The following is a 21,087-nucleotide window of genomic DNA, read 5'->3' as shown; positions in this document are numbered from 1 at the left end:
ATCAACTACACTCACTGTGGCGGGTTCTTTCCGCACCTCTTGACGAGCTTGAATATATCACAGGGATGACCCGCGCATGAACTTGAAGCCCGAACTCCTCGCCACCCTCACCAGTCTCGGTATCACCGGGACCGAACTCGACACTCTCAAGGCAAGGATGATGTTCACCGTCACCAGCCTTGAGGCTCAGGCAAGCGCGCTCAACGCTCAGATCGCTACGCTCACCGCCCAGCGCGATGTCTCCCGGCAGGAGCTCGCCGTCGCGCTGATTACGGCGTCGAAGCTGGTCGATCCGGCGGCGCCGGAGCCGGAGGCGGGCGAGACTGAGCCAGTTGCAGCCTTATCATAGCAGGGAAGGGATGTGCCGGCAGCGCCGCAGAACCCGCGCGCACCCCGGATGACATGACCGGGATTCCGGCCATGCCCGGCCGGCGAAGTCTCAAGCCAGCCTGGCGGGCTCCGGACGGGTTCGCCGCCATTCCCACCACCGCGCTCGATCCGCCCCACCGTGCGGCTTCTCCAGCGGTTCCCGCGCTTCATGGGTCCGGGTCCCCCTTGCTGATCATTGCCACAATGCGCGGAAAGTCGTTTCCTGGATCGTGCAAGTTCTTTCCGATCAGCTCCTCCCGCTTGGAACCTCTCGATCGTCGACAAAGATATCGGGACGACGATACTGCTATCCAATATGTAGGTTTCGCTCGACTCGCACATGAACTTCATATGGCCCGGTCAAGCTGATTACGATCGTATCACCCTCTCGGGCCTTAGATGCAGCAAAAAATTTTCGTACCCAGCTGCGCTTCCGAAACAATTTCTTCGATCGATCAATGTCGGTTATCTCGCGGGTAGGTCCACCCCAGTCGATGCTCAATGTCTTGGCCGCAACCTCACTCGCATTCCTACCACCTATGGCGTCTGTCGGAAAGGCGTCGAGGAAATTCGTAAGGTAGAAATGATAGTTGTTCAGATTTCCCAAAGTGAGGCGTGCACGCCCAATTACACGGCGACTCTGGTCCAAAAGTGCTCTGGTAGGGGGCGCGGCCGCAGGGGACCGCAGCCTCATGGCTTCGTCGGACCGCGATATAGATATCTCCACCGTTTTGGTCACGGTCCGCGATGGAGATTGCATCGGACCGGAATCAGCACTCCTGCACTCTGCGATCAGCTCTGTCAGTTGGCGAGATACATCTTCTGACAACGTGACCCAGATCACTGCACCACTTTTGTGATCGTAGGGCAGCGGCCGCTCGAGGGCCAGGATGTCAGCTAGCTTCCAGGGCACAACCCATTTTGCGACGTCGCCGCTTCGGATCATGCGCTCGGGCATGCGGTGATGATCCTGGGTGGCGATCATGTCAACTTGCTCCAGGGCTTTGCCGCAGTCCACTAACTTTGCAAGGCCCACAACTTGGCCGCTGCCCTTGCGGATCAGCCCGATCCATCCGCGAACGGACGTCGATTGAGATCGCATTTCCCAGTCCTTGCGACCTTCGAGGATGTGGTCGATCCATGGGGTGTCGATGATGAGGCCGCGAGCGACGGTCATTCGATCTTCCTTCGGCAGCGCTTGATCACGTCAATTCCCACGCACCATGGGCGTCCGGGGTGGTGGCGGGCAGGCCATCGCGTCGAAAAAGATCGTCCATGCTATCGGCGATGATGGTGTGGCTGCGGGTAGTCTTCGAGACCGCCGCGGTGAGGTCTGCCACATCAGCGAGGCTGTCTCCCATGGGCCAAAGAGCCTGTTCGGCAAGCTTGCGCTTGCGCTGCATCAAGCTTTGCAAAAGGCTGTCGAAGCTCTGGGCACCTAGCTCAGGGTGAAGTGCCATCGGAACGTGGACGGAGACCGGCCTCGATTGGCCGATCCTATGCACACGGTCGTTGCACTGCTCTTCCACAGCGGGGTTCCACCAGCGGGACAAGTGAATGACTTGGTTTGCGGCAGTTAAGGTTAGCCCTGTGCCGGCGGCCTTCGGACCGAGGATCAGCACGTCGAAGCCGGCATCCGTGGCTAGGTGGCGCTGAAAGCGGTTCACGATCTCCTGCCGCTTCGGTATTGGCGTGTCACCGTTGATCACATCGATCCTTTCGAGTTGAAACAAGTGCCGGACAAGCTCGGCAAAGCGGAATTGCATATCGCGATGTTCGATGAACACCAGGACCCGCTCGCCTGCATCCCTGATGCGATGCAGGATATCAATGACAGCATCAAGCCTGGCACTGAGGGCTATAAACTCCCCCGGTGGCAGCGTCTTAGTCGCGCCAGGATGGACAGAAACAGAGCGGATGTGATGCAACACCTTAAGTGCCGCACCCGGGCCGCCGTTCGCGAGCTTGAGCTGTGCCAGATCATAGGCTTCGGCCTGAGCCTTGGGCATCAGCCGTGGGTGAAGAAAACGCCGCTTCGCTGGCAGGTCGCGGGCCACTTCGCTCTTGAGGCGGCGCAGCCCGAGCGGTGGAACTGTGCCCCGGGCTTTGAAGACGCGGCTGTGAAGCTCGGCCATGTTTTCGATGTCCGGAGTCGCATACCTGGCCTTGAATTCGGATCCGGAACCGAGGGAACCAGGAGAGATGCGATCCATGATTGTCCAGAGGTCAATGGCTGCATTCTCGATCGGTGTGCCGGTTAACCCGATGCGGAAGTCTGCGTTCATTGCTTCGACAGCCTTGGAAGCAAGCGTGGCCCGGTTCTTGATGTTCTGGATCTCGTCCATGACCATGGCCGAGAAGGGGATCTTACCGAGCGAATGTTGATAGTTGGCGAGTGTCGTATAGGTAGCCAACAGCCAATAGCGATGGGCGCGACCATCCTCAAAAGCCTCGTCCAGCCAGCCCAGCTCTAGCTGCGGAACGGCAGATTGGGTCTCGGTGCCGCGTGTATCACGGCGTTTCTGTGACCCAAGCGACGAGCCATAAAGGCGTACGAGTGTTCCGAAACCCGGTCCTTCGACATGGGTTTCGACCTCTTGTTCCCAATTCCTTAGCAGTGATGTCGGTGCCAAAACAAGGATCGGGCCGCGATTGGTGGCACTGGGTTGCCTCATGTGGTTCTTTAGCCAAGCGAGGAATGAAATGGTCTGCAACGTCTTGCCAAGACCTTGCTCATCTGCGTTCAGGATGCCGGGAAGACCAGCTGTCCAAGCCTCCATCGCCCAATCGAAGCTGACTTTCTGGTGCTCTTGCAAAGGTGTGCGGATCATCGCAGGCAGTGCAACCGGAATGGCGGGCACCCGGGGCGACAGCCGCGCCTCCCACCTCAGTTCGTCAAAGTTATCTTCAGTCTCGAGAATGATCGGCCCATCATTGCCCAGTCCCTCAGTTTTGATCTCTTCCGGCACCGGCGAAGCCTCGCGTCGCTGGATTTCGCCCTCAATCGCGGTCAGCCGTGAAACGGTGACATGCACCTCTTCGCCGGCGATGAGAGCTGTCGATCCCGCTTCGGCTTCCAAAACCGCCGCCATGTGATCGCGCAGGGCGCGCAACTCCGGTTCGGGCATCAATCTGATGGCCTCGACGAGGTGCTCTGCGAAGGCCTCCGGCAACCAGGTTGTTCCGCTGGCTTCCCCCATATCGTTGGTCCGTTTGTAGACTACAACCCCCGTAACCCGCTCGGAATATTCGCGGCTTTCGATCAGGGTCAGCCCCGCGATGGCCTCGACCATCTCCGCCTGCTGAATATCATCGATCTCGTCGAGCTGGCCTGTCGCGGACAGGTGGCGATTGACCGCCTCTGTGACGAATACGCGCGGATTTTTGATGAAGGCACGGCGTTCGTCTCGTGGTGCCTTTTGGACGCGCACCATTTCTTCGAGGATCGGCTCGGCGCCCTTGTCGATGACGAGATAATTATTGTTGCCAAGACTGTAGGCGGGCCTTACTCCGCGCTGGTGCAGAGCGAACTGGAAAACGGCCAAGGCTTCACCGGCCAACTCAGCGTTGTCCTCTGAGACATCTTCGATTAGCCCAGCGCTTGCTAACCTCTCAGTTGAGAATGGTACCACCTCAAATTGACTGAGGGACTTGTCCGGCGAGATGGAGAAGCAGTCAGCGATCCGGACTTCGAGGCCGCGTAAGAACGCGCTCATCGACAGCCCGGCCATCGTTCGGTTAGCGGGCATTTCCGCGCTAATGGCGGACTCCGGTTCAATTGCCCGACGGAATTCGCTGAGAGCACGCCAATGGCCTTCTATCGGCTCGGTCGGATCGAAGTGATCCGCCAGGTCAAGGATACGCTTCATCCATAGCGGCAGTCGCCTGGGGCCTTCTGACGTACTCAAGAGTGAGCCGGTCCGCTTGGGGGTCTCGCGGCGACCTTGGCGTGACCATTCGTAATGCAGCCTGAAATCCGGACGTCCCAGTACTCCGGTTACGTCAGTCCTGAGCATCAGATCGATGGTGCGCGGCAATCCCAAGGCTTCGGCCGAGGGCGCAGACAGGCTTGCTGCCGCATCGTGGGAGATATGCAGATGGTCTGCGGCTATGACCACCTCACCCGGATGAGTGTCGTTCCAAGCTCGTAAGTCGCCGAGCGCGAAAAGCAGATCTCGGTCGGGCGACGCCAGGCTTGTGAAGCTTCGTTCCAGTGGCTTGGAAAACAAACCAACCAGAAGACCCTGTCGTGGCTTTGGGAAGCGGATTTCGATGCCAGTTTCGGTGATGGTGTGACGTGGAGGGAGGTCAGACATTCTGAAGAACCCACTGCGACCAGTTATAGATTGGATTATGTGACTTTGAGTTTGTCGAGGCCCTCATGATGTTATCGCAGTGGTATACGCGTTCGTAAAGCTTGGGGGCGCGCTTATCATCCTGGCGAAAGATATGCGTCTTGTAGCTGTGGCAGCCATCCACGACGATCTTGTTGCCGATCCTCATGATCAGTAAAGACGTGCTGCCTCCGCGATCGGGCTGTAGTGCAAATCGCTTGACCGCGTCTGTACGCCCTGAACTTAACAGATTCTGCTGGGCAAAGCGCCGGGCGTCGCTTCCGAAGGCAACCCAAGCTTCATCAATCATGTTGTCTTTGTGCAGCTTCAGCCAGAAATCACGGCGGGGGGGCCACATGTGACTGTTCTGCGTGGCCGTGACCATGTCGCAGAAGAATTTCATGTCCTGATAGGTTAACCACTGTAACAAGATGGCACGAAGCGCAGGATCAAACCCGGACCATATCCCACCTGCATGCAGACGTGGGTCGTTCCATGCGGCAATGATCCGCTCGGACAGTTCGTTGCGCAGGGCTGCCGGTGGCGGGTGGTCTCGCCAGGGTGCCAGCAGGGCTTCGACAGCAGCACCCGCACCCGATTGCAGGACGGGGCCATTTTCAGGCGTCAGCCAGTGGAAGAGCTTCGTTCGCGCCTCCGCTTTGTCCAGTTCAGGAGCGAGGAGCTGGAGAAAGATTTTGTGTGCAGCCCGGGCGAGGCCCGAAGCATGTGGGGTAGTCAAACCATTGCTTATCATGGCCGCATAGCTATCTTCAGCCTCTAGCATCATGCGGGCCAAGTCTAGTGGCGCAGCATCAGGCTTGAACAATCTCTGCAATATCTTGTGCAGTTTTTGCAGCCGCCCCCCCAGATCAGCTCTTCTGGCGCTCAATGCATCGGCCAAGAGCTTCGTGTGCTCGCCTTCGAGGTCGAAACTGTCAATATAGACTTCGACCATCCCGTCAAGAAAGGGACCTGGCTTTGACGCTGCGATTTCTCCGAGGTAGAATTTTCGTGCCGGTAAGAGGTCGGGGCGCCTTCGCCGGTCTTCGTCAAAGATTGCGATGGCGGCAGATGTGACGCGCTGTATTGTGATATCCGTCCACTTGTTGTTCTGTATCCGGAAGAGCATGCTCAGCGCGAGCGCTTCACGGTCGCGTTCTGGGGGTGAGCTGACGATATCGGGCCAGCGCGCGAGGATTTTTTCGATCGAACGTCCGATGCCGTCTAACGACGGAAGAACGCGAGCGGTCAGAGGCTTCTGCCGTGCCAGCAAAGTACGTGCACTGTCGCGCGGCTTTTTTGGCTCACTTTCCATCATTGCCTGACCTCGCCCAAACCCTGAAATGCGTCACGGATCAGTGCGATCCCGTCGGTGTCGCGTGGGGTCACCATAATGAAGCGCAAGTCGATCCGTCGGTTCGTTGCGCGGCCTTTTTCAGTTTCATTTGTCTCGACCGGGCGATCGGGACCGTAAGCCGCGACCGATAGTACCGGCTGCCTTTTCAGATTCCGATGTTGCCTGAGGCCTTCTGCGGTATTTGTCATGGTGAAAAAGGTGGTATTGGCTCTCGCGGTCGAGAGGTTGCGATTGACCTCGTCGGTACCACTGGAATCCGTGTGGCCTTCGATCTGCACGGCCTCCACCATGGCGAATGCGGGGTTACAACCTACATCGAAACGTGACGCCGGGCCGAGGGTGAAGCAGGGTAGGATTTCGTCTAATCGTTCGGCGAGGCGCGAAACAATTGCGGCTTTGTCGGGTGTCAGATATGATTCACTTTCGATGAATAGTCCCTCGCCCTGAAAGCGCAACGCATCGCTTTCCTCGCTGAGCTCGACCTCTAGGTTCTTGAAGTCTTGACGTATGGCGTCTCGGAGGCGGATTAGGACTTCGCGCCGGGCCTTCGATACATTAGCAAGGTATGATTCCAGCGGATCAACCAGCTTGAGCTTGGCGAGTTGTTCACGCAGGCCAGCAATCTCTGTGTTTTTTTCCTCGATCTGTTTCTTGAGATCTGCGACATCTGCATTGAGTTTAACAATCAGTCTGGAAAGCTGTTCGTTGCGGTCGATCAATGACGCTGCCTGAGCCTTGAAGTTGTCGCGTTCCGACTGCATCTGGACGAGCTGCTCACTCAGATACTTACTCACGTCCTTCGCCTTCTTTAGCTCTGCCTCCAGATGCGTGATGGTCTCGGCACGACTTTCTGCCTTTCCGCGCCAAACATCGCGTTGCGCCACCATGTCATCAAAGCGGCTTCGAGAGACGGTTTCCGTTTCACCTGCCTGGCTGGCAAAGAATGCCAGCAGGATCATCATGATGAAGAGAAACCCCACGGTCATGTCCGTCATCGAGACGAAGGCGCTTTCGTCCTCCTCCTCGCGTCGAACTTGTTTGGCCTGCGCCCTCATGGCCGACCCCGGCTTTGCGGAATGAACCGTTCCGCCTGTGCAACAACGTTCAGCAATGTATCAAGACCTGGCTGGAGAGTGTCTCGCATCTTGACAACGTGGTCCTGGGCGTTGCCGAGAGCTGTTTCAAGTTGGTTGTTGTAAAGGGTAAGGGCACGCCCAAGCATGGAGTCGATCTGGTCCAGCCGTTCGGCTTCGTGGGACAACTGAGCGATCACCGCGCGCGTGGCCTCCAGGTTCCGGCGAATACCCTCTCGTTCTGTACCCAGTGCTGTCTGCGCGGTTTCAAGAACATGTGCGGCATTCTCTGCCACTGTGGCGGAGTTCTGCATCAAGGTTTCCGAAACCGTCTCCACAAGTTCGCCGACACGACGAAGTGTGACATCGACACGCTCCTGCGAGGCTCGGATTGGCTCGAACGAAGCCGTAAGCGTCTGGCTGGCTCCCCGAAAACCTGCCGACGCATTGTTGATAGCATCGGCACCGGTGGTCATGCCCTGCGCTGCCTTCTGTGCACCTATAGCGCCCTCTTGCACGGCATGGGCCAATTCTGACAGATGTCCACTGACTTCTTGTAGTTGCGACAGCAGTTCATCACTGATCACACCGCCCATCTCGGTGCCGAGTTTTGCAATATCGGTGCTGGTTTGGTTGAAGCTGTTGAGCAGAGAGCGGCCGGCATTTGTGATGGCTTGGCTTGCCTCCTCGGAACTGGCGGCCATGCGTTGGCGCGCAGCCTCAGCACTGGTCTCGCTGGCGCTGGCAAGCGTATCGCGGAAACCTTCCGCTGCTCGTCGCATCTCTTCAGCGGCGCTGCGCATTGCAGTTGCGCCTTGGCCGGTATTCTCATGGATACCCCTCAACGTGTCGTTCATGATCGCAAGCAGGCGATCGGCCCCGTTGTTCATGACTTCGGTTGCAGTCCGGCCACTTGCAGCCACCTCAGCGCGCATCTCCGACATAACGCGGGCTATCTGGTCGACTGCGTCACGCAAACCATTACCCGCCTGGGCATGGCTTCCGTCTATTCGGTCGACCATAAGGCCGATCCGATCCGTCGCTTCTCTTAGAGCCTCGCTGGCGCGCGTAAGTGAAAATCCGACAGAATGCGACAACTGCTTTGACAGATCGCCAACCATGCCTTCCATGCTGCTGGCACCCATCGAAGACACCTTCTGAAAGATCGGGTCCATGCTTTCAGCAATGGCACCGGTGATCCGATCAGGCAATGCCTCTAGTGGCTTTGTAAGCTCGGCCACCATCCCATAACCAATTTCGCGTAAGTGTTCGCGCTGCTCGGTTGCAGCACGCAACTGGCGGAATCCAATGTCCTCGAGGCTAACAAAAACCAGGCGCCGCTCGATGCTGCGGCAAAGATGGTTGAGTGCCGCCTCTATCGCGTTCTGCCGCAACCGCAGAATGATCGTGAAGAGGATGGAGCAGAATAAGCCTACGAGGGACATCACGAATTTGGCTGAGGCTATCTGCATGAAGCCCTGCATGGCCTGATCCATTGCGCCGGATCCGGTATTCATGGACTGGGAGAACTGGTGCAGAGCTGCAACGAGGCCAAGAAATGTTGCTAAGAGGCCAGCGGAGACGAAGAAGTTCGGCAAGATACGATAGATGCCCGGACCAAACTCAAGGTCGTCGACATTCAAAAAATTCGTGGGGCGGATCGAGTTGCGGAGTCTAGGTGGCCCATCCAGATCGTCGATCACTACCGTCTCAATGAATTCGTCGAAGGCCTTCCACACAGCTTTCCTATAATGATTGGCTTGGAAGTCTTCGCGCACTCCGGCCAAAAATTCATTGTAACCCTCTGCAAAAGCGGTGATGCCGTCATGCTTCCGGACCCGTGCATCGAGTGCCGCAATTGCTGCCGTCTGGCGAAGTGTCTGCCAACAGTAGAAGTACCCCGTAATGATTGACAGGAGAAGAAACAGCCCGGCAAAGTATCCGGGGGCGCTATCGGAAAGGGTAAGTAGCTCTGCCAAGCTGATGATGCCGTTTTTCAGCATCAGGCCAGGGTCAACTCCAAGTTCAAAATTCATACATATCTCCCGACGGAACCGGACCGATCTTCGTAGTTTCAGCCCTTGATGAAATGTTCCACTTTGTGCGTTCGCAAGGCTGCAACTGTCAAGGGAGGCCGATTTTTATGGAGTAGCGAGACATTTAATGTTAGGAATTGTCTGTAAGAGAAATCTGTCCCCAACCAGGGTGCTGAAGGCAGGACTGAATTAAAGTCACGAAAAGTCACGCGACGAGCCGCAGATATTGCGATGAACAAATCATGCAATAATTCATTCCGTAAAGCCTGCGATGACCGTATCAACGAATGTCTGTATTGTGCTGTGAGCAATCAGCCGTTGGCCGATCTGAAGTCCGTGTGGGTGGTATGATCTCTTCAGCCATCGTGCTCGACTCCCCTTCAGAACGGCAGCGGTTTCAATTGGTTAACGGGAAGTTTCGGTGAGAGCAGGTGCTGCAGGAACGCGATTACTTGATCGGGCTCTGCTGCTGCTGCGATTTTGCGGAGTGCGCTGAGGCCAATTGCAGAGATCGAGCAGGCCTTGCGGCCATGTTTCTTGACAGGGACAGGACGGATACGCTCCGAGGCCACCCCGGTCTTCACGAACAGTGTCACAGCGAGGGCGAGGACAGCCAACAGGGTAGACAGCTTCTGCGCATTCGTGATGTGCGTGTCCTCCAGATTGAAGCCCTTGGTCTTGAGATTGGAGAACAGCGTCTCGATTGTCCATCTTTGCCGATAGGCGGCGAGCGCATGCTTCGGTTTGGCCGAACAAGCGAGGGCGAGGAGTTCGCCGGAGTGCAAACGCATGACGACAAGCCGGACCGCCGGAGAGTCCTCGTCAGTATGCTGACCAAGTTTGCACCAGCCCTTCAGGATCATTTTCTCACCCTTGCCGAGGCCCTTTGCGATCTGAGTGATCGTCCACGTGGCGAAGCCGTCGCGAACGAAATGCTGGTTCTCGCGGAGCCGAAGAACAAAAGGGATCTTCTCCTTGGAGAGATAGGCCATCCACGCGCCGCCAATGAACTCCCGGTCGCCCATCAGTGATGAGACCTTCATGTCAGGAATGGCTTCGCGGAGCCGGTCCAGAAGGTCCGTACGCGCCTGCGTGTTCGAATTCCCGGCAGTTGGCAGTAGCGCCCAGATCAACGGAATGCCTATGCCGTTCCAGATGACTGAAATCATGAGGATGTTGATCGTGGTCTTGCCGAACTCCCAGTTGGTTCGATCCATTGCGAGAACCCAAGGCTTTCCACGCAGCCCCAGAAGTCCAACGATCACAGGGGCTGTCAGGGACCCATCCAATGCGACATGCTGAAAGAAGCGATAGAACCGACGGCGCACCGAATCGATCTCAGCAACCGTGTCGACATAGGCGGCAAGCCGCCACAGGCAGATCGTGCCTTGGCGCATGATCATGAACGCCAGCCAAGTCAGCGTTTCGTGTCTTGTCTGAGCCAGCGCGATGTGCTGGGTTAACAACTTGGATAAGGCGTCTGAAAATGCATTCTGCATCAAGGCGATCCTTCGTTTGCTGACAAAGAATCCCTTTTGTGAGTCGTTTCAACGCCTTATTCAAACGTGTCGAGTACTATGGGTCACAGCATTCGGCTATGGTTCAAGCCATTTCCAGAATTCATCTGGCATTGCCCCCTCGACTTTCTCGAGGTCTCTAATATTGACCGTGTCATTACACCCCAAGAGTTGCACCTCTATTTCATCTGACTGAGGAGACCATTGCATCCTCAACATGCGATCACCTTTTTCTGACTTGTCCAGCGCTGTAACTCGCCCATGTCCATAAAGCCGCATCACTTTTCCGCGCTTCTGAATCTTTTTAAGTATTATCAAGTCACCTACTTGTATTGAGCGGAACCGCTTCATTTGGCGTTCACTCTCGTAGAACTCAAAGGTGCAAGTACTGTTGCTCTTCCACTCGATGTCTAGTCGATTGCTGAAATCCGCACCAGGGCAGAAACCCATGAATACAAAATACCTGTCAGAGGGTGCCGTCCTATTGACGGCATCCAAGACCATCTGAGCTCCTCTGTCGCCCCCATCAATTGCCTCCTGCGCACGAAGTCTCATAGTGGAGAGGTCTTCGCGGCTGAGGGCGGTACTATTGATATAGGCTACCATTCGAGCATGTTTGTCCATCAGTGACTTCTATCCGAGTGCGTTGTTCAGTGATTATGTTTTGATAGTCAATTAGTTTCAAGCTGGCTCTAGCCGTCACGCCGGGTCCACAAGAGCAACACAGATCGCTCATGCAGTGCACTCCTTGCCTTGGAAGCCTTGAGGTACATGGACATCAAAAGAGAACTTGAAGCGTCGTTTCCTGGTACCCGCGTGCCACATGACAGTAGTAACGCCTAGGTTGCGGACAATTGGGCGTGACGGAAGGCACAATAGGATAGCATCGTGAAATATACTCCGCGCACGTTCTCATCCATGCTCCCAAAGATGGCAGGTAGCCTTTCGGTGACGATCAGCAATCCGTTGAAAAACCCGAGGTAGAACTCTGCGGAGCGTTCAACGTCCGTTCCGCCGTCGATCAGGGCTGCGATCTTCGTTTTAACGATCTCGTCGTTGCCGGCCCACTTTGCAGCCATCTGCTGAAGAAAGTCATCCATCTCAATTACTCCTGCAAAAAGTGTGTTTTTAGGCGCTCAGGGTAGGCCTTCATAACTCTGTGCCATCCTCATGACTTGTTGCCTCATCTCGGAGCTAAGGTCAGGTGGAGAGATAACGGTGGCCGCCGTACCAAGCGACAACAGCCACGTCCTGAGTTGGGCCGAATCGGGAACCGTTGCTATCAGACGCTTCGAACCATCGGGTGCGTCGGTTATTTCCTGGTCATCCGAAATCGGCGCCTCGAGAAGATAGCGGGCAAGCTGAGGGTCGATGCGGAGTTCGAGCGACACCGTTCCGCCGCCCTGCATGATCTGGAAGGAGTTCTGCTGAAGGTAGCTGTCGATGGAGAAGCCGGGATCGAGGATGGCAGGCTGATCCAAGATCCGTGCGCCGGCGATGCGGTGGATTGCCACGATCCGGATGTCGTCATAGTCCCGGATGCGACCTACGAGATAGATCGTCGAGTCGCGCACTACGATGGCGAAGGGGTGAACCGGGTAGGTCTTCTCGCCGCCGTTGGAGATGGCCCGGTAGTCGATCTCCAGCAGTCGTTCTGTCTGGACCGCCTCGTAGACCGCCCGCTGAACCTCGCTGTCCGTTTGGCGGATGACCCGGAAGGGCGATCCGGGAATGACCCGGATCTTGTCCTGCCAGCGGGTGATTGCGGAGGCCTTTGTGGATGATATATTTCGGGCGGCATTGAACCAGGGCTGGAGTTGGGCCGTCGCAGCGGGTGGAAGCAGCCTGGTGAGGTAGGCCTCGGCGAGGTTGAAGGTCAGCGCCGTCGCCGGTTCGAGAGTTTGGACATCCAGCTTGTGGCCCTTTCGCCAGCACCACCCCTGAGGCTTTGACTGGTCACCCTCGATCTGGAAAACCAGTGAAAGCTTGTTGAGGTCCCTCTGGATCGTCCGGAGCGAGACCTCGCCCATGATGTCGGCGAGCATGGCCTGCAGCTGATTGGTGGCGATTCTCCGGGGATGATTGGGAATGCTCCTGAGGAGAGTCCATTGCCGCAGAATGGTGTCGTCCATGAGTGCCATGAGCTCCTGTATCGGCTTCTCAAGCGTCATTTAAGGTCGTTTGGGCGCAGGAGATCAATGCCCTTCTTCGCGAAGCGACACTTTTTGTCGCTTGACGGGGCTATGATGCAGGCGGCGGCAACAAGACCAGATGAAGATACCGGCTGAGTCAATACCGGTATTCCGCTAGCTACCGCACGATCAATGACTGCCATGCGGACGGCATCACCTTGAGAGAACGTCTGGCTGACACGCTACGCTCCTCCGGGCGAGATCGAAGGATATGTGCGCGATGCTGGATATCCTGCTCGCTTGAGTGGTGACGGGTACTGACGGGAGAGAGATCAATCGATAGGAGCGGGTATGATTGAGTACCTTTATGCCATAGGCGACATTCACGGCTGCGCAGGGCTTCTCGAACAGGCACTCGCGTGGATCGACAACAACGCCAGCGGCAATCCAACGCATATTGTCTTCATGGGCGACTACATTGATCGTGGGCCGGACAGCAAGGCTGTTCTGGACATCCTGATGGCGGGCCCGCAGGTTAAAGGCAGCCGTTACACATGTCTGCGCGGAAATCATGAGCAGATGTGCCTCGACTCGCAGCTTTCGTCCCGCGACATGGAGAACTGGCGCTTCAACGGAGGCGACACGGCTCTCAGGTCATTCGGTGGCGGGATCGGTGAGGCATACAGGAACTGGATGTCGTCTCTGCCGTACTGGCATGAGGACAGGCTGCGTATCTTTGTCCATGCCGGACTCTTACCGGGGATCCCTCTTGTCGAACAGGATCCTTATGACATGATGTGGATCCGTGAAAGGTTCTTCAGATCCCGAAAGTCCTTCGGCAAACATGTCGTACACGGCCATACGCCCGTTGGCCCAACTCTGCTCAAGAGACGGACGAACATCGACACGGGCGCTTATCATACGGGACAGCTCTGTGTTGCCGGGTTCCTTGATTCCACAGATCCGCGGCCATCGATCATCGTGCTTGTAGAGTGAACTTGTGGGTAGGCGTAAGCTGATGCGCAGCGTCTCTTGGCGGCCTTGATGCTCGCCAGAAGCTTGTAGCGCTGGGAACGCCTGCAGTTTGTTCGCCTCCAGCATTCACGCCGCCGTGCGCCAAACTCTCATCGACTGAGGGTTCGGGTAGGTGCCTGACCGAGATGCTGTCCCGGGGATTACTCCCTTGCCGCCGTGAAGCCGCCACAGCTGAGTGATAGGCATTCTGAAGAAGGACGCTGACGTCTGAGAGTGTCCGTCAGACTTCTCAAGCGACACGATATGTCGCCTGCGCGGTTTATGATCATCGTTATCCCCTGCAACAGAAAGGCGCATCATGACTGTGAGTGACTATCCCGGGTTCAGTGCGGAAACGGGTCTGGCGGAATGGAATTTCTATCCGGAGGATTGCGCTCCGAAGCGCTGGGCGCGTGAACTCGCCGGTGTGGTTGCCGATGGTTTATCAGACCAGGGCTCTTGGGATCTGGTTGGCCGTGGGGTCCTCCTGGAAGCGGAAGATCCGGAATTTGGTTTGGAAATCGCCAGGCGTGTCGCCTCAGTCAGTGGTTTCCAACTGGTGGAGATCCCGCGTGAAGACGTCTGGGCAGGGTACGGAGCGTGGATGTCGGAATTCACCGGCTCATCGGAACCGACCGAGCCCATGATGCTGTTTCTCGAGCCTGGCATGTGGCTCACCGCCGGCAACGAGGACCTCAAAGCTTCATTGCGATTTCCTCACGAACCGGACTTCGATCCCGGACGTGGGACGGCGTTCAGGCGTGAACTGCTGCGCTTCATGCTGGACGGCATAGGGAAAAGGCCACTGGTCGTGGTGAGCGCGGTCAAGTCCCTGGAGCAGGCCGATGAGGGGCTTCGCAGGGTAGGTGCGTTTGACCGGTACATTGGTCTTCCCGATCTGGTTCCCGAAGACATGGCCGCGGCCTTTGTCCTGAGCACCGGGCCTGAGTTGTTTGATGCTGCAGCGCTGGCCGACCGCGCCCGCCTCGGACACTTTCTGGAGGCGGAGTACGGAAATTCCCGGAGGCGGCTGAAACTCCTGCAACTCGGCATGCGGCGCCTGTCACGCCGGGAAAACCGGAAACTCGGGTTCCGGGATCTCATGACCTTCGCACTCTTTGGTTCATTGGAACGGGATGCCCGGCTCAGTGATGGAGAAACTGCATGGCGCACCGCTGTGCACGAAGCGGCACACGTTCTGGTCCGTTACCTTTCCGAACCGGTCGGAACCATCCCGGAATACTGCGGGATCATGGAGTGGGACAACATGCTGGGGGTCACGGTTGACTGCTATTCCGCCCGCGTGAACAGTTTCCATCAGAAGACCTGGCAAGACATGATTGCGAACATCCGGGTCACCCTCGGCGGGCGCGCGGCAGAGCATCTCGTTTTCGGCGTGAAGGGCCTCAGCGCTGCGGGTTCGAGGACCGACCTCGACGGTGTGACATCCATGGTGCGTGCAATGATCGAAGACTTCGGTCTGCCGCTGCGTGATGGGACGTTTGACGAGGCACTTGACCACCTGATGGTATGTTCCGGCGTTCTCTCTCCATCCGAGAGCGCCTACAACGAGTTCCGCATACGTGAGTTCATCCGACGTGAATACACGGAGTGCTTCCAGCTTCTGGAGGGGCACAGAACGCTGCTGCTCAGGCTCGCGGAAGAAATCCGGTCGAGGGTCATTCTTGATCAGCGGGACCTCCGGCTGATTCTCGAAACGACGCCGATTGAAAGTCAGGATACGGTCGGCCTTCCGTATGCAGCCTGAAACGTCTGCGACCCACCGGTGTCGGCCCGGCAAGGCGGCCAGCCGTGGCATTGGCTCCTATCCCATCCTGTTTGAAGAGGTAGACGCTATGATTGAACAGACTGACAGCAGCGCCGACGAGGACACCTGGTGCGATATCTGCGGAAGAGATCGGCCCTGTTCGATCGTGGCGAGCGGCTGCGCACCGGTAACCTACTGCGCTTGTGACGAATGCTGGTCTCATGGGGCGGAAAACCTCAATGTGATCATGACGAAGCTGGTCTTCGCCGGCGGCAATAGCGATGAACTGGAATACTGCGGTCCCCTCCGGGCCTTCCACGAAGGCCGCTATATCGAGTGGCCTGAAGTTCTCGCGTACTTCGACGTCAACAAGGAGTCGGTGACCGCCGCGGTGTGGGAGAACTTCGCGAGGGTCAGTTAGCTTTGGACCTTGCAAGATGACTTTTTGCGGCAAGTTCCCAACTTAAAATCAATTGGAAGTGGCATGATTGGCGCTATTGCTGGAGATATCATAGGATCAAGATACGAGGGTTCGCGGGCGAAGGTAGCGGACTTCCCCCTATTCCTCCGGTCGAGTCGGTTTACTGACGACACCGTCTGCTCGCTGGCAGTTGCAAATGCCATCATGGTCGATGGTAACTTTGCCAAACACCTGCGTCGGCTCTGCCGATGCTATCCAGATGCAGGCTATGGTGGCATGTTCCGGCGATGGTTCGCGGTTGATGACGAGCCAGCCTACGGCAGTTGGGGAAACGGCGCCCCGATGCGCGTTTCCGCCGTGGGGTGGCTCGCGCGAAGCATTGATGAGGTCGACACTCTGGCGGAGGCGCAGGCCTCGGTAAGTCACAGCCATCCTGACGCCATCATCGCATCGAGAGCGGTTGCACGTGCGATATTTCTTCTGTCTCAGGGGAAGGAAACTGCCGATGTTGAGGAGTCTATCAGTAAGGAATGCTCCTACGACCTCAGTGCCGGGGCCATCGGAACGCGCCCGAGATTTGACATCACCGCAAAAGGTACCGCGCAGACTGGACTGAGCATCGCTCTGAGATCCAGCAGCTATGAAGCCGCCATCCGCGATGTTGTTCTCCTTGGTGGTGATACCGACACCCTGGCATGCGTAGCCGGATCTGTGGCGGAAGCGATCCACGGTGTTCCTCAGGAGATTGCAATAAAGGCGAAGCGTCGCCTGCCTCCTGATCTGCTGGCGATCCTCAAGGAATTTGATTTACGGCGGAACATTGAGCGCAAAGCGAGCGATCGAACCCCCGGCAGGGGGGGGAATTTACGAAAAGCCGCGAAACAATAGAAAACCAATTCACCGAGAGGAAAGCCGCCAATGGCATCTATCGTGACCGCAGTGGAGACAGGTGGTTTTGTCTACGTCTACGGAGAACAAAACAGGGTTCTCTGCACTATACCGTCTGGCGGAGGTCCAGGCGATGGCCTCAAGGGTTATACTGCCTCCTCAGTCAGCGTTCAGCAAGGCAGATTTATTTATATTTACAACGAGAGGGGTCAATGCGTCCAGACAATAGGGGTGTGACTGGTCACCCGCTGTGGCCTATGTCCGGATGTCGACTGACCATCAGAAGTATTCGACCCAGAACCAGTTCGACCTCATCCGCAACCATCCCGCCGCACTCGGATTGACCTTCCTCCACGTTTTCGAAGACTCTGGCCGATTGGGTCTACAATTGAATGGGCACGAGGTACTCCAGAAACTGATGTCTAAGGTAAAATCGGGTCAGGCCAACTTTAAGGCTATTCTCGACTATGACGTGAGCCGCTGGGGTCAGTTTCAGGACGCAGATGTACCACATATTGGTCAGCGAGAACCGGCCTGAGCGCGAAATCGCGGAATGGCTCGGCAAGGTATCGAAACATCAGGAATGCGGTCTACTGCAATCGAGCGATATGAGATCTTGCGTCGTCGATTGCGCTCTCCCAACTGGGTAGTGCCGTTTTGAAGTTGCATCCCGGCGGAGCTAATGCCACCGCCCTCTTGAATTGCCGTCTGAGCATTTCGAGAGTGCGCTGCGCCTTGCCACCAAACGCGAGAGTGATGGCATTAGGTAGCGAATCGAGTTGACGTGACAAATATTCCCGCGCGCAGGTGTCTTCCCGATGGCCACCGATTTCGTTGTCTATCGAGCAGAGTCGTGCGTCAGTTAGCCAGGTCCGCTTCAACTGAGAATCGAATTCCTCAGGAAATATTCTGTCCAAGACGAACCGGACATTCCGGTGAAACTGGTCCGTACAGTGCTTGAAGCACTCATATGTGTGATCTACTGCTGATTGCATAATTTCTTCGGGCGAAGTGCCATACCTGTCGTGCTTCTCGGAATTGTGAGGGAATCCGGGTTCTGCAAATACCAAGACCACTGCCACATCCTTAAGCTCTGCCGTCGCGCCCAGGTAACCCCGAGGAACGTGTCCAACTCGTGCGTCAAACCGCGCATGGCGGCAAATGCCGAGAAATTGGCACGGAGCATAAGCCCGCAGGAGATGCGTTCTAAGTCCTGGATGAGGAAGTGGTGCCAAGAAGTACCTCCGCTTTCGCGCCCCTGCCCAACTGTCTGTAGAACTCAGCTAGCCTCTCGACAGCCAGCTGTGTCTACGCATCGCCTGGAGTCAGGATCGTTTTTCTTATGGCGACATTATAGGAGCATCCTCTCCGGTACTTCAAGCCGATCCTGAAGTTGACGCAGCTGACCAAGAGTGGAAAAGCTCAATACTTCGTTCATTGAAGCCGTGCTATCACTCTTCCGTTTGATCATGTTCATCTTCCGCAGATCGAATCGGGCGATGGGAGCAGGTATGCTGGTCGCGGCCGTCAGGACGGTTCTCGCGAGTTCAGGGCCGCGGACAGCAAAAAATTAGAATCGACAGTTCGGATCCTGGCGCAGGATTCGAACCCCAGCAATGCTGGTTTGTCGAACCCTCGACAGTGGGCAGTCTCTGTCGGGCGGGAAGGAGCGTAGCCCTGCGCAAACGCTCCTAATTGCCAGTTTCCGCAATCGTACCAAGGGCTTCGCTTCTCCCCGCCCAGAGAGTTCGCACCCAGTACCTCTCCCTCCGCCATTTATTCCTAAACCGACCCTCTCTCAGCGATAATTAGACGTCGAAAATCCCCAATATTCGCCGGTGTTTTGGCGTTGGGCTGTTGACTGCCAAATGGCTGGCTGGCGCCGAAAGGGCCTCTCTAGGCCCAATATTCTCCGAACCTCATGACTTTCCAAATTTAGTACGGAACTTGTAACCAGCTGAAAATGAGCGAAAATTCGTTTCATCATGTGCCTTGTTTCTCTGCAGCCAAGCGGCAAGCGAACGGGTCTCGGCTCGAATCCGAGGCGCGGCAAAGTCGCGCGTGCAATGCGGCAATTGACCAGCTGGTGTCGCGCGGTGGCATGGACAGCATGCTGAAAACGATCTGGCTCGTCATCACGGCGCTGGCCTTTGGCGGCATCGTGGAGAAGGCCGGGGTGCTGGACCGCCTCATCCAGCCCATCGTGGAGCGCACCAAATCGACGGGTGCGCTGGTCTCTGCCATGGTGGGCTCGTGTTCGGCGCAAATGTGGTGACGGCGGACCAGTACATCGCCATCGTGCTGCCAGCCCGCATGTTCAAGTCGGCTTTCGCCTCACTGGGATTTTGCCCCATCGTGCTGTCGCGCGCCGTGGGCGCCACGGCGACGCCCACCTCGGCCATCGTGCCGTGGAACAGCTGCGGCGCCTACATGGCAGCGACGCTGGGTGTCGGCACATTCCACTACGCGCCCTACGCGCTCTTCAGCTTCATGAGCCCGCTGGTGGTGATCGCGCTGGCCTTCCTCAACATCCGCATGCCGCGCCGGCCGGCCTCCGCCGCCCAAAGATAGGCGCAGGGACAGAACCTTGTCGAAGGACTGTTCCCGCGAATGGACCTGCTGACGCCACTGTTCAGGCTGCCATAGAGCAGGATAGCCCCGAGCTTGTCCTTGCGCGTTCGTCAGCTGACGTCGCCCTCAAGGGCCATGTCGGCGAGTGCGGCCTTCACCTGTGGCAGCAGTTCGGCGCAAGTGGTGACATGGCCGGGGCTGTGAGCCATCACCGTGATGAAGAGCTTTCCTCCGAGACGGTAACAAGCGAGCAACATGCCACCGCCGAGCCGTTCGAGCAGCGGGGCGGTGTAGGGTTCAATGTTGGAGATGTGAAGCAGGGATGCTTCGCCGCAGGGACGGATCATGTCGGGGTGGAGTTCTCCGATGACGCTGCACGTCACCGGGAGCCTCGTCCCCAGTGCCTTTCGTTCGAACAGGCGCAACAGCCAGAGCGGCACGTAGGGGATCAGCGGCAGAATTGGCGAGATATCGTCGCCGTGCCGGTCCCGGGAGGACAGCGCGGCCCTGATGCCTTCCAGCAGCGTGCGCGGGTCCCTTTGGCAGGCATCGGGGTCGGCCTGCACAGTGACCGTGCGCAGCGCGTTGCCCCGCCAGTCGTCGGGCTGCCGTTCGCTCACCGGCAGGACGAGGTCGACGCGCCCCGCGCCGTCCAGCCGGCCTAGCCTATACGCAAGGCGCACCGCAACCGCCGCAACAAGCGTGTTGCCTTTCACGCCAAGGGCGGCTGCCCGCGCCTCGCATGCATGATGGTCGATAATCACCTGGGCGAGTGGCAAGACCACCACCGGCTCTGCCGTCAGTCCTCCACGGCGCTGAGGCGGCGTGGAAGCGCGCGACGCTGGCCGGGCGATTGCCTTCGGCTGCCGCGCCAGTGCCTTCAGAGCGCCCCAGACCGCGGGCAGGCCACGTAGGCTCTCCTTGCCGTCGGCAACCACTCTTGCCGGCGACCATCGCCTGGATGGAAGCGGGAACCCCGGCTCCAGGCGCCGGCCGGCCACCGCGTTGACGATGGCCTCTTCTGTGGCTTTCACATCAGCGATGGTGTGCGACACCAGGAGAGCCAGTGCCGTGCCGCCATGTGCCAGTGGCCGGGCCGCCAGGCGCCAGCCCGGGCCGTGTTCGGGGTCAAGCGGCAACACGACCAGGGCATTGCGCCATTGAGGCAGATGCTCCGGCGCAAGCGGGTCCGCATACCACGTCACAGCTGCGGGCACCGGGTTCGCCACCCAGCGGTGCCGCCCCCATGGCAAGGGCGAGCGTTGTAGCACGCGTCCAAGAAATCCCTGCGCGAGGCACTGGTTGAAGCGATCCACGGCTGCCGCGTCCAGCGGTTCGCGATAGAGCCACAGGAAATACATGATCGGCTGGCGCCCAAGCGCACGAAGCGAGGTGAAGAATGCCTGGTCCAGATACCCCAGGACATCTTTCGCGCTGGCGTCGGGGACTGCCCCTTCCACCATGTGGTTTGTGCCCTGGTGCGGCATGTTCACGGCTGCCCCCGCCGCCGTCCGGGGTCTGCCGATCTCGACGCTGGGAGGTGGTTCGATCGCATATGCCTCTCCGATGATAACCCGGGCGATTTGCCAGCCTTCCACATGTCACGC

At 57.6% G+C, this 21,087-nt stretch carries 18 protein-coding genes; 8 read left to right on the top strand and 10 right to left on the bottom strand.

From position 1 onward, the window contains the following. The first annotated feature begins 76 nt into the window (after nucleotides 1–76). Nucleotides 77–349, top strand: a complete 273-nt coding sequence (locus tag ACILRA_RS00495) for a hypothetical protein (protein ID WP_395660122.1) — start codon at nucleotides 77–79, stop codon at nucleotides 347–349. A 327-nt stretch (nucleotides 350–676) separates the two neighbouring features. Here ACILRA_RS00495 and ACILRA_RS00490 read toward each other — a convergent pair whose 3' ends face one another. From ACILRA_RS00490 to ACILRA_RS00450, 9 genes are all read right to left on the bottom strand, one after another. Beyond that, nucleotides 677–1,546, bottom strand: a complete 870-nt coding sequence (locus ACILRA_RS00490) for an ASCH domain-containing protein (protein ID WP_395660121.1) — start codon at nucleotides 1,544–1,546, stop codon at nucleotides 677–679. Between the two features lie 25 nt (nucleotides 1,547–1,571). Then, on the bottom strand, nucleotides 1,572–4,685 hold the full coding sequence (locus ACILRA_RS00485; RefSeq protein WP_395660120.1) for a DEAD/DEAH box helicase: 3,114 nt from the start codon (nucleotides 4,683–4,685) through the stop codon (nucleotides 1,572–1,574). Beyond that, complete coding sequence (locus tag ACILRA_RS00480; protein WP_395660119.1) at nucleotides 4,678–6,021, bottom strand: EH signature domain-containing protein; 1,344 nt, start codon at nucleotides 6,019–6,021, stop codon at nucleotides 4,678–4,680. The genes ACILRA_RS00485 and ACILRA_RS00480 overlap by 8 nt, the downstream gene beginning before the upstream one ends. Beyond that, complete coding sequence (locus ACILRA_RS00475; protein ID WP_395660118.1) at nucleotides 6,018–7,115, bottom strand: OmpA family protein; 1,098 nt, start codon at nucleotides 7,113–7,115, stop codon at nucleotides 6,018–6,020. Before ACILRA_RS00475 ends, ACILRA_RS00480 begins: the two co-directional genes overlap by 4 nt. Then, the gene (locus ACILRA_RS00470) at nucleotides 7,112–9,169 is read right to left on the bottom strand and encodes a hypothetical protein (RefSeq protein ID WP_395660117.1); all 2,058 of its coding nucleotides are present in this window, start codon (nucleotides 9,167–9,169) and stop codon (nucleotides 7,112–7,114) included. The genes ACILRA_RS00475 and ACILRA_RS00470 overlap by 4 nt, the downstream gene beginning before the upstream one ends. Nucleotides 9,170–9,549: 380 nt before the next feature. After that, nucleotides 9,550–10,668 carry an IS4 family transposase gene (locus ACILRA_RS00465; protein ID WP_395660116.1) on the bottom strand — a complete coding sequence of 373 codons (1,119 nt, stop codon included), beginning with the start codon at nucleotides 10,666–10,668 and terminating at the stop codon, nucleotides 9,550–9,552. Nucleotides 10,669–10,764: 96 nt separating this feature from the next. Then, nucleotides 10,765–11,310 (bottom strand): hypothetical protein, encoded by a 546-nt coding sequence (locus ACILRA_RS00460; protein ID WP_395660115.1) that lies wholly within the window; start codon nucleotides 11,308–11,310, stop codon nucleotides 10,765–10,767. 215 nt (nucleotides 11,311–11,525) lie between these two features. Then, nucleotides 11,526–11,786 (bottom strand): hypothetical protein, encoded by a 261-nt coding sequence (locus ACILRA_RS00455; RefSeq protein WP_395660114.1) that lies wholly within the window; start codon nucleotides 11,784–11,786, stop codon nucleotides 11,526–11,528. 36 nt (nucleotides 11,787–11,822) lie between these two features. Further along, nucleotides 11,823–12,818, bottom strand: coding sequence for a helix-turn-helix transcriptional regulator (locus ACILRA_RS00450; RefSeq protein ID WP_395660113.1), 996 nt, complete (start codon nucleotides 12,816–12,818; stop codon nucleotides 11,823–11,825). Between the two features lie 351 nt (nucleotides 12,819–13,169). On the opposite strand from ACILRA_RS00450, the gene ACILRA_RS00445 reads away from it, so the two are divergent. The 7 genes from ACILRA_RS00445 (at nucleotide 13,170) to ACILRA_RS00415 (ending at nucleotide 19,480) form a co-directional block, all read left to right on the top strand. Next, nucleotides 13,170–13,814, top strand: a complete 645-nt coding sequence (locus tag ACILRA_RS00445; RefSeq protein ID WP_395660112.1) for a metallophosphoesterase family protein — start codon at nucleotides 13,170–13,172, stop codon at nucleotides 13,812–13,814. 337 nt (nucleotides 13,815–14,151) lie between these two features. Next, a complete protein-coding gene (locus ACILRA_RS00440; protein ID WP_395660111.1) occupies nucleotides 14,152–15,600 on the top strand; it encodes a hypothetical protein in 1,449 nt (482 codons plus the stop codon). Between the two features lie 88 nt (nucleotides 15,601–15,688). Continuing rightward, on the top strand, nucleotides 15,689–16,021 hold the full coding sequence (locus ACILRA_RS00435) for a hypothetical protein (RefSeq protein ID WP_395660110.1): 333 nt from the start codon (nucleotides 15,689–15,691) through the stop codon (nucleotides 16,019–16,021). A gap of 63 nt (nucleotides 16,022–16,084) precedes the next feature. Beyond that, on the top strand, nucleotides 16,085–16,909 hold the full coding sequence (locus ACILRA_RS00430; protein ID WP_395660109.1) for an ADP-ribosylglycohydrolase family protein: 825 nt from the start codon (nucleotides 16,085–16,087) through the stop codon (nucleotides 16,907–16,909). A gap of 250 nt (nucleotides 16,910–17,159) precedes the next feature. Then, complete coding sequence (locus ACILRA_RS00425) at nucleotides 17,160–17,447, top strand: recombinase family protein (protein ID WP_395660108.1); 288 nt, start codon at nucleotides 17,160–17,162, stop codon at nucleotides 17,445–17,447. 1,572 nt (nucleotides 17,448–19,019) lie between these two features. Next, on the top strand, nucleotides 19,020–19,184 hold the full coding sequence (locus tag ACILRA_RS00420) for a Na+/H+ antiporter NhaC family protein (protein ID WP_395660107.1): 165 nt from the start codon (nucleotides 19,020–19,022) through the stop codon (nucleotides 19,182–19,184). Next, nucleotides 19,163–19,480, top strand: coding sequence for a Na+/H+ antiporter NhaC family protein (locus tag ACILRA_RS00415; RefSeq protein WP_395660106.1), 318 nt, complete (start codon nucleotides 19,163–19,165; stop codon nucleotides 19,478–19,480). Before ACILRA_RS00420 ends, ACILRA_RS00415 begins: the two co-directional genes overlap by 22 nt. Before the next feature lie 110 nt (nucleotides 19,481–19,590). Here ACILRA_RS00415 and ACILRA_RS00410 read toward each other — a convergent pair whose 3' ends face one another. Beyond that, a complete protein-coding gene (locus tag ACILRA_RS00410; protein ID WP_395660105.1) occupies nucleotides 19,591–21,078 on the bottom strand; it encodes a hypothetical protein in 1,488 nt (495 codons plus the stop codon). Nucleotides 21,079–21,087: the final 9 nt, after the last annotated feature.

The organism is Aestuariivirga sp. (assembly GCF_044239095.1).
Classification (GTDB): Bacteria; Pseudomonadota; Alphaproteobacteria; order Rhizobiales; family Aestuariivirgaceae; genus Aestuariivirga.
This window is presented reverse-complemented; position numbering and strand designations above follow the sequence as displayed.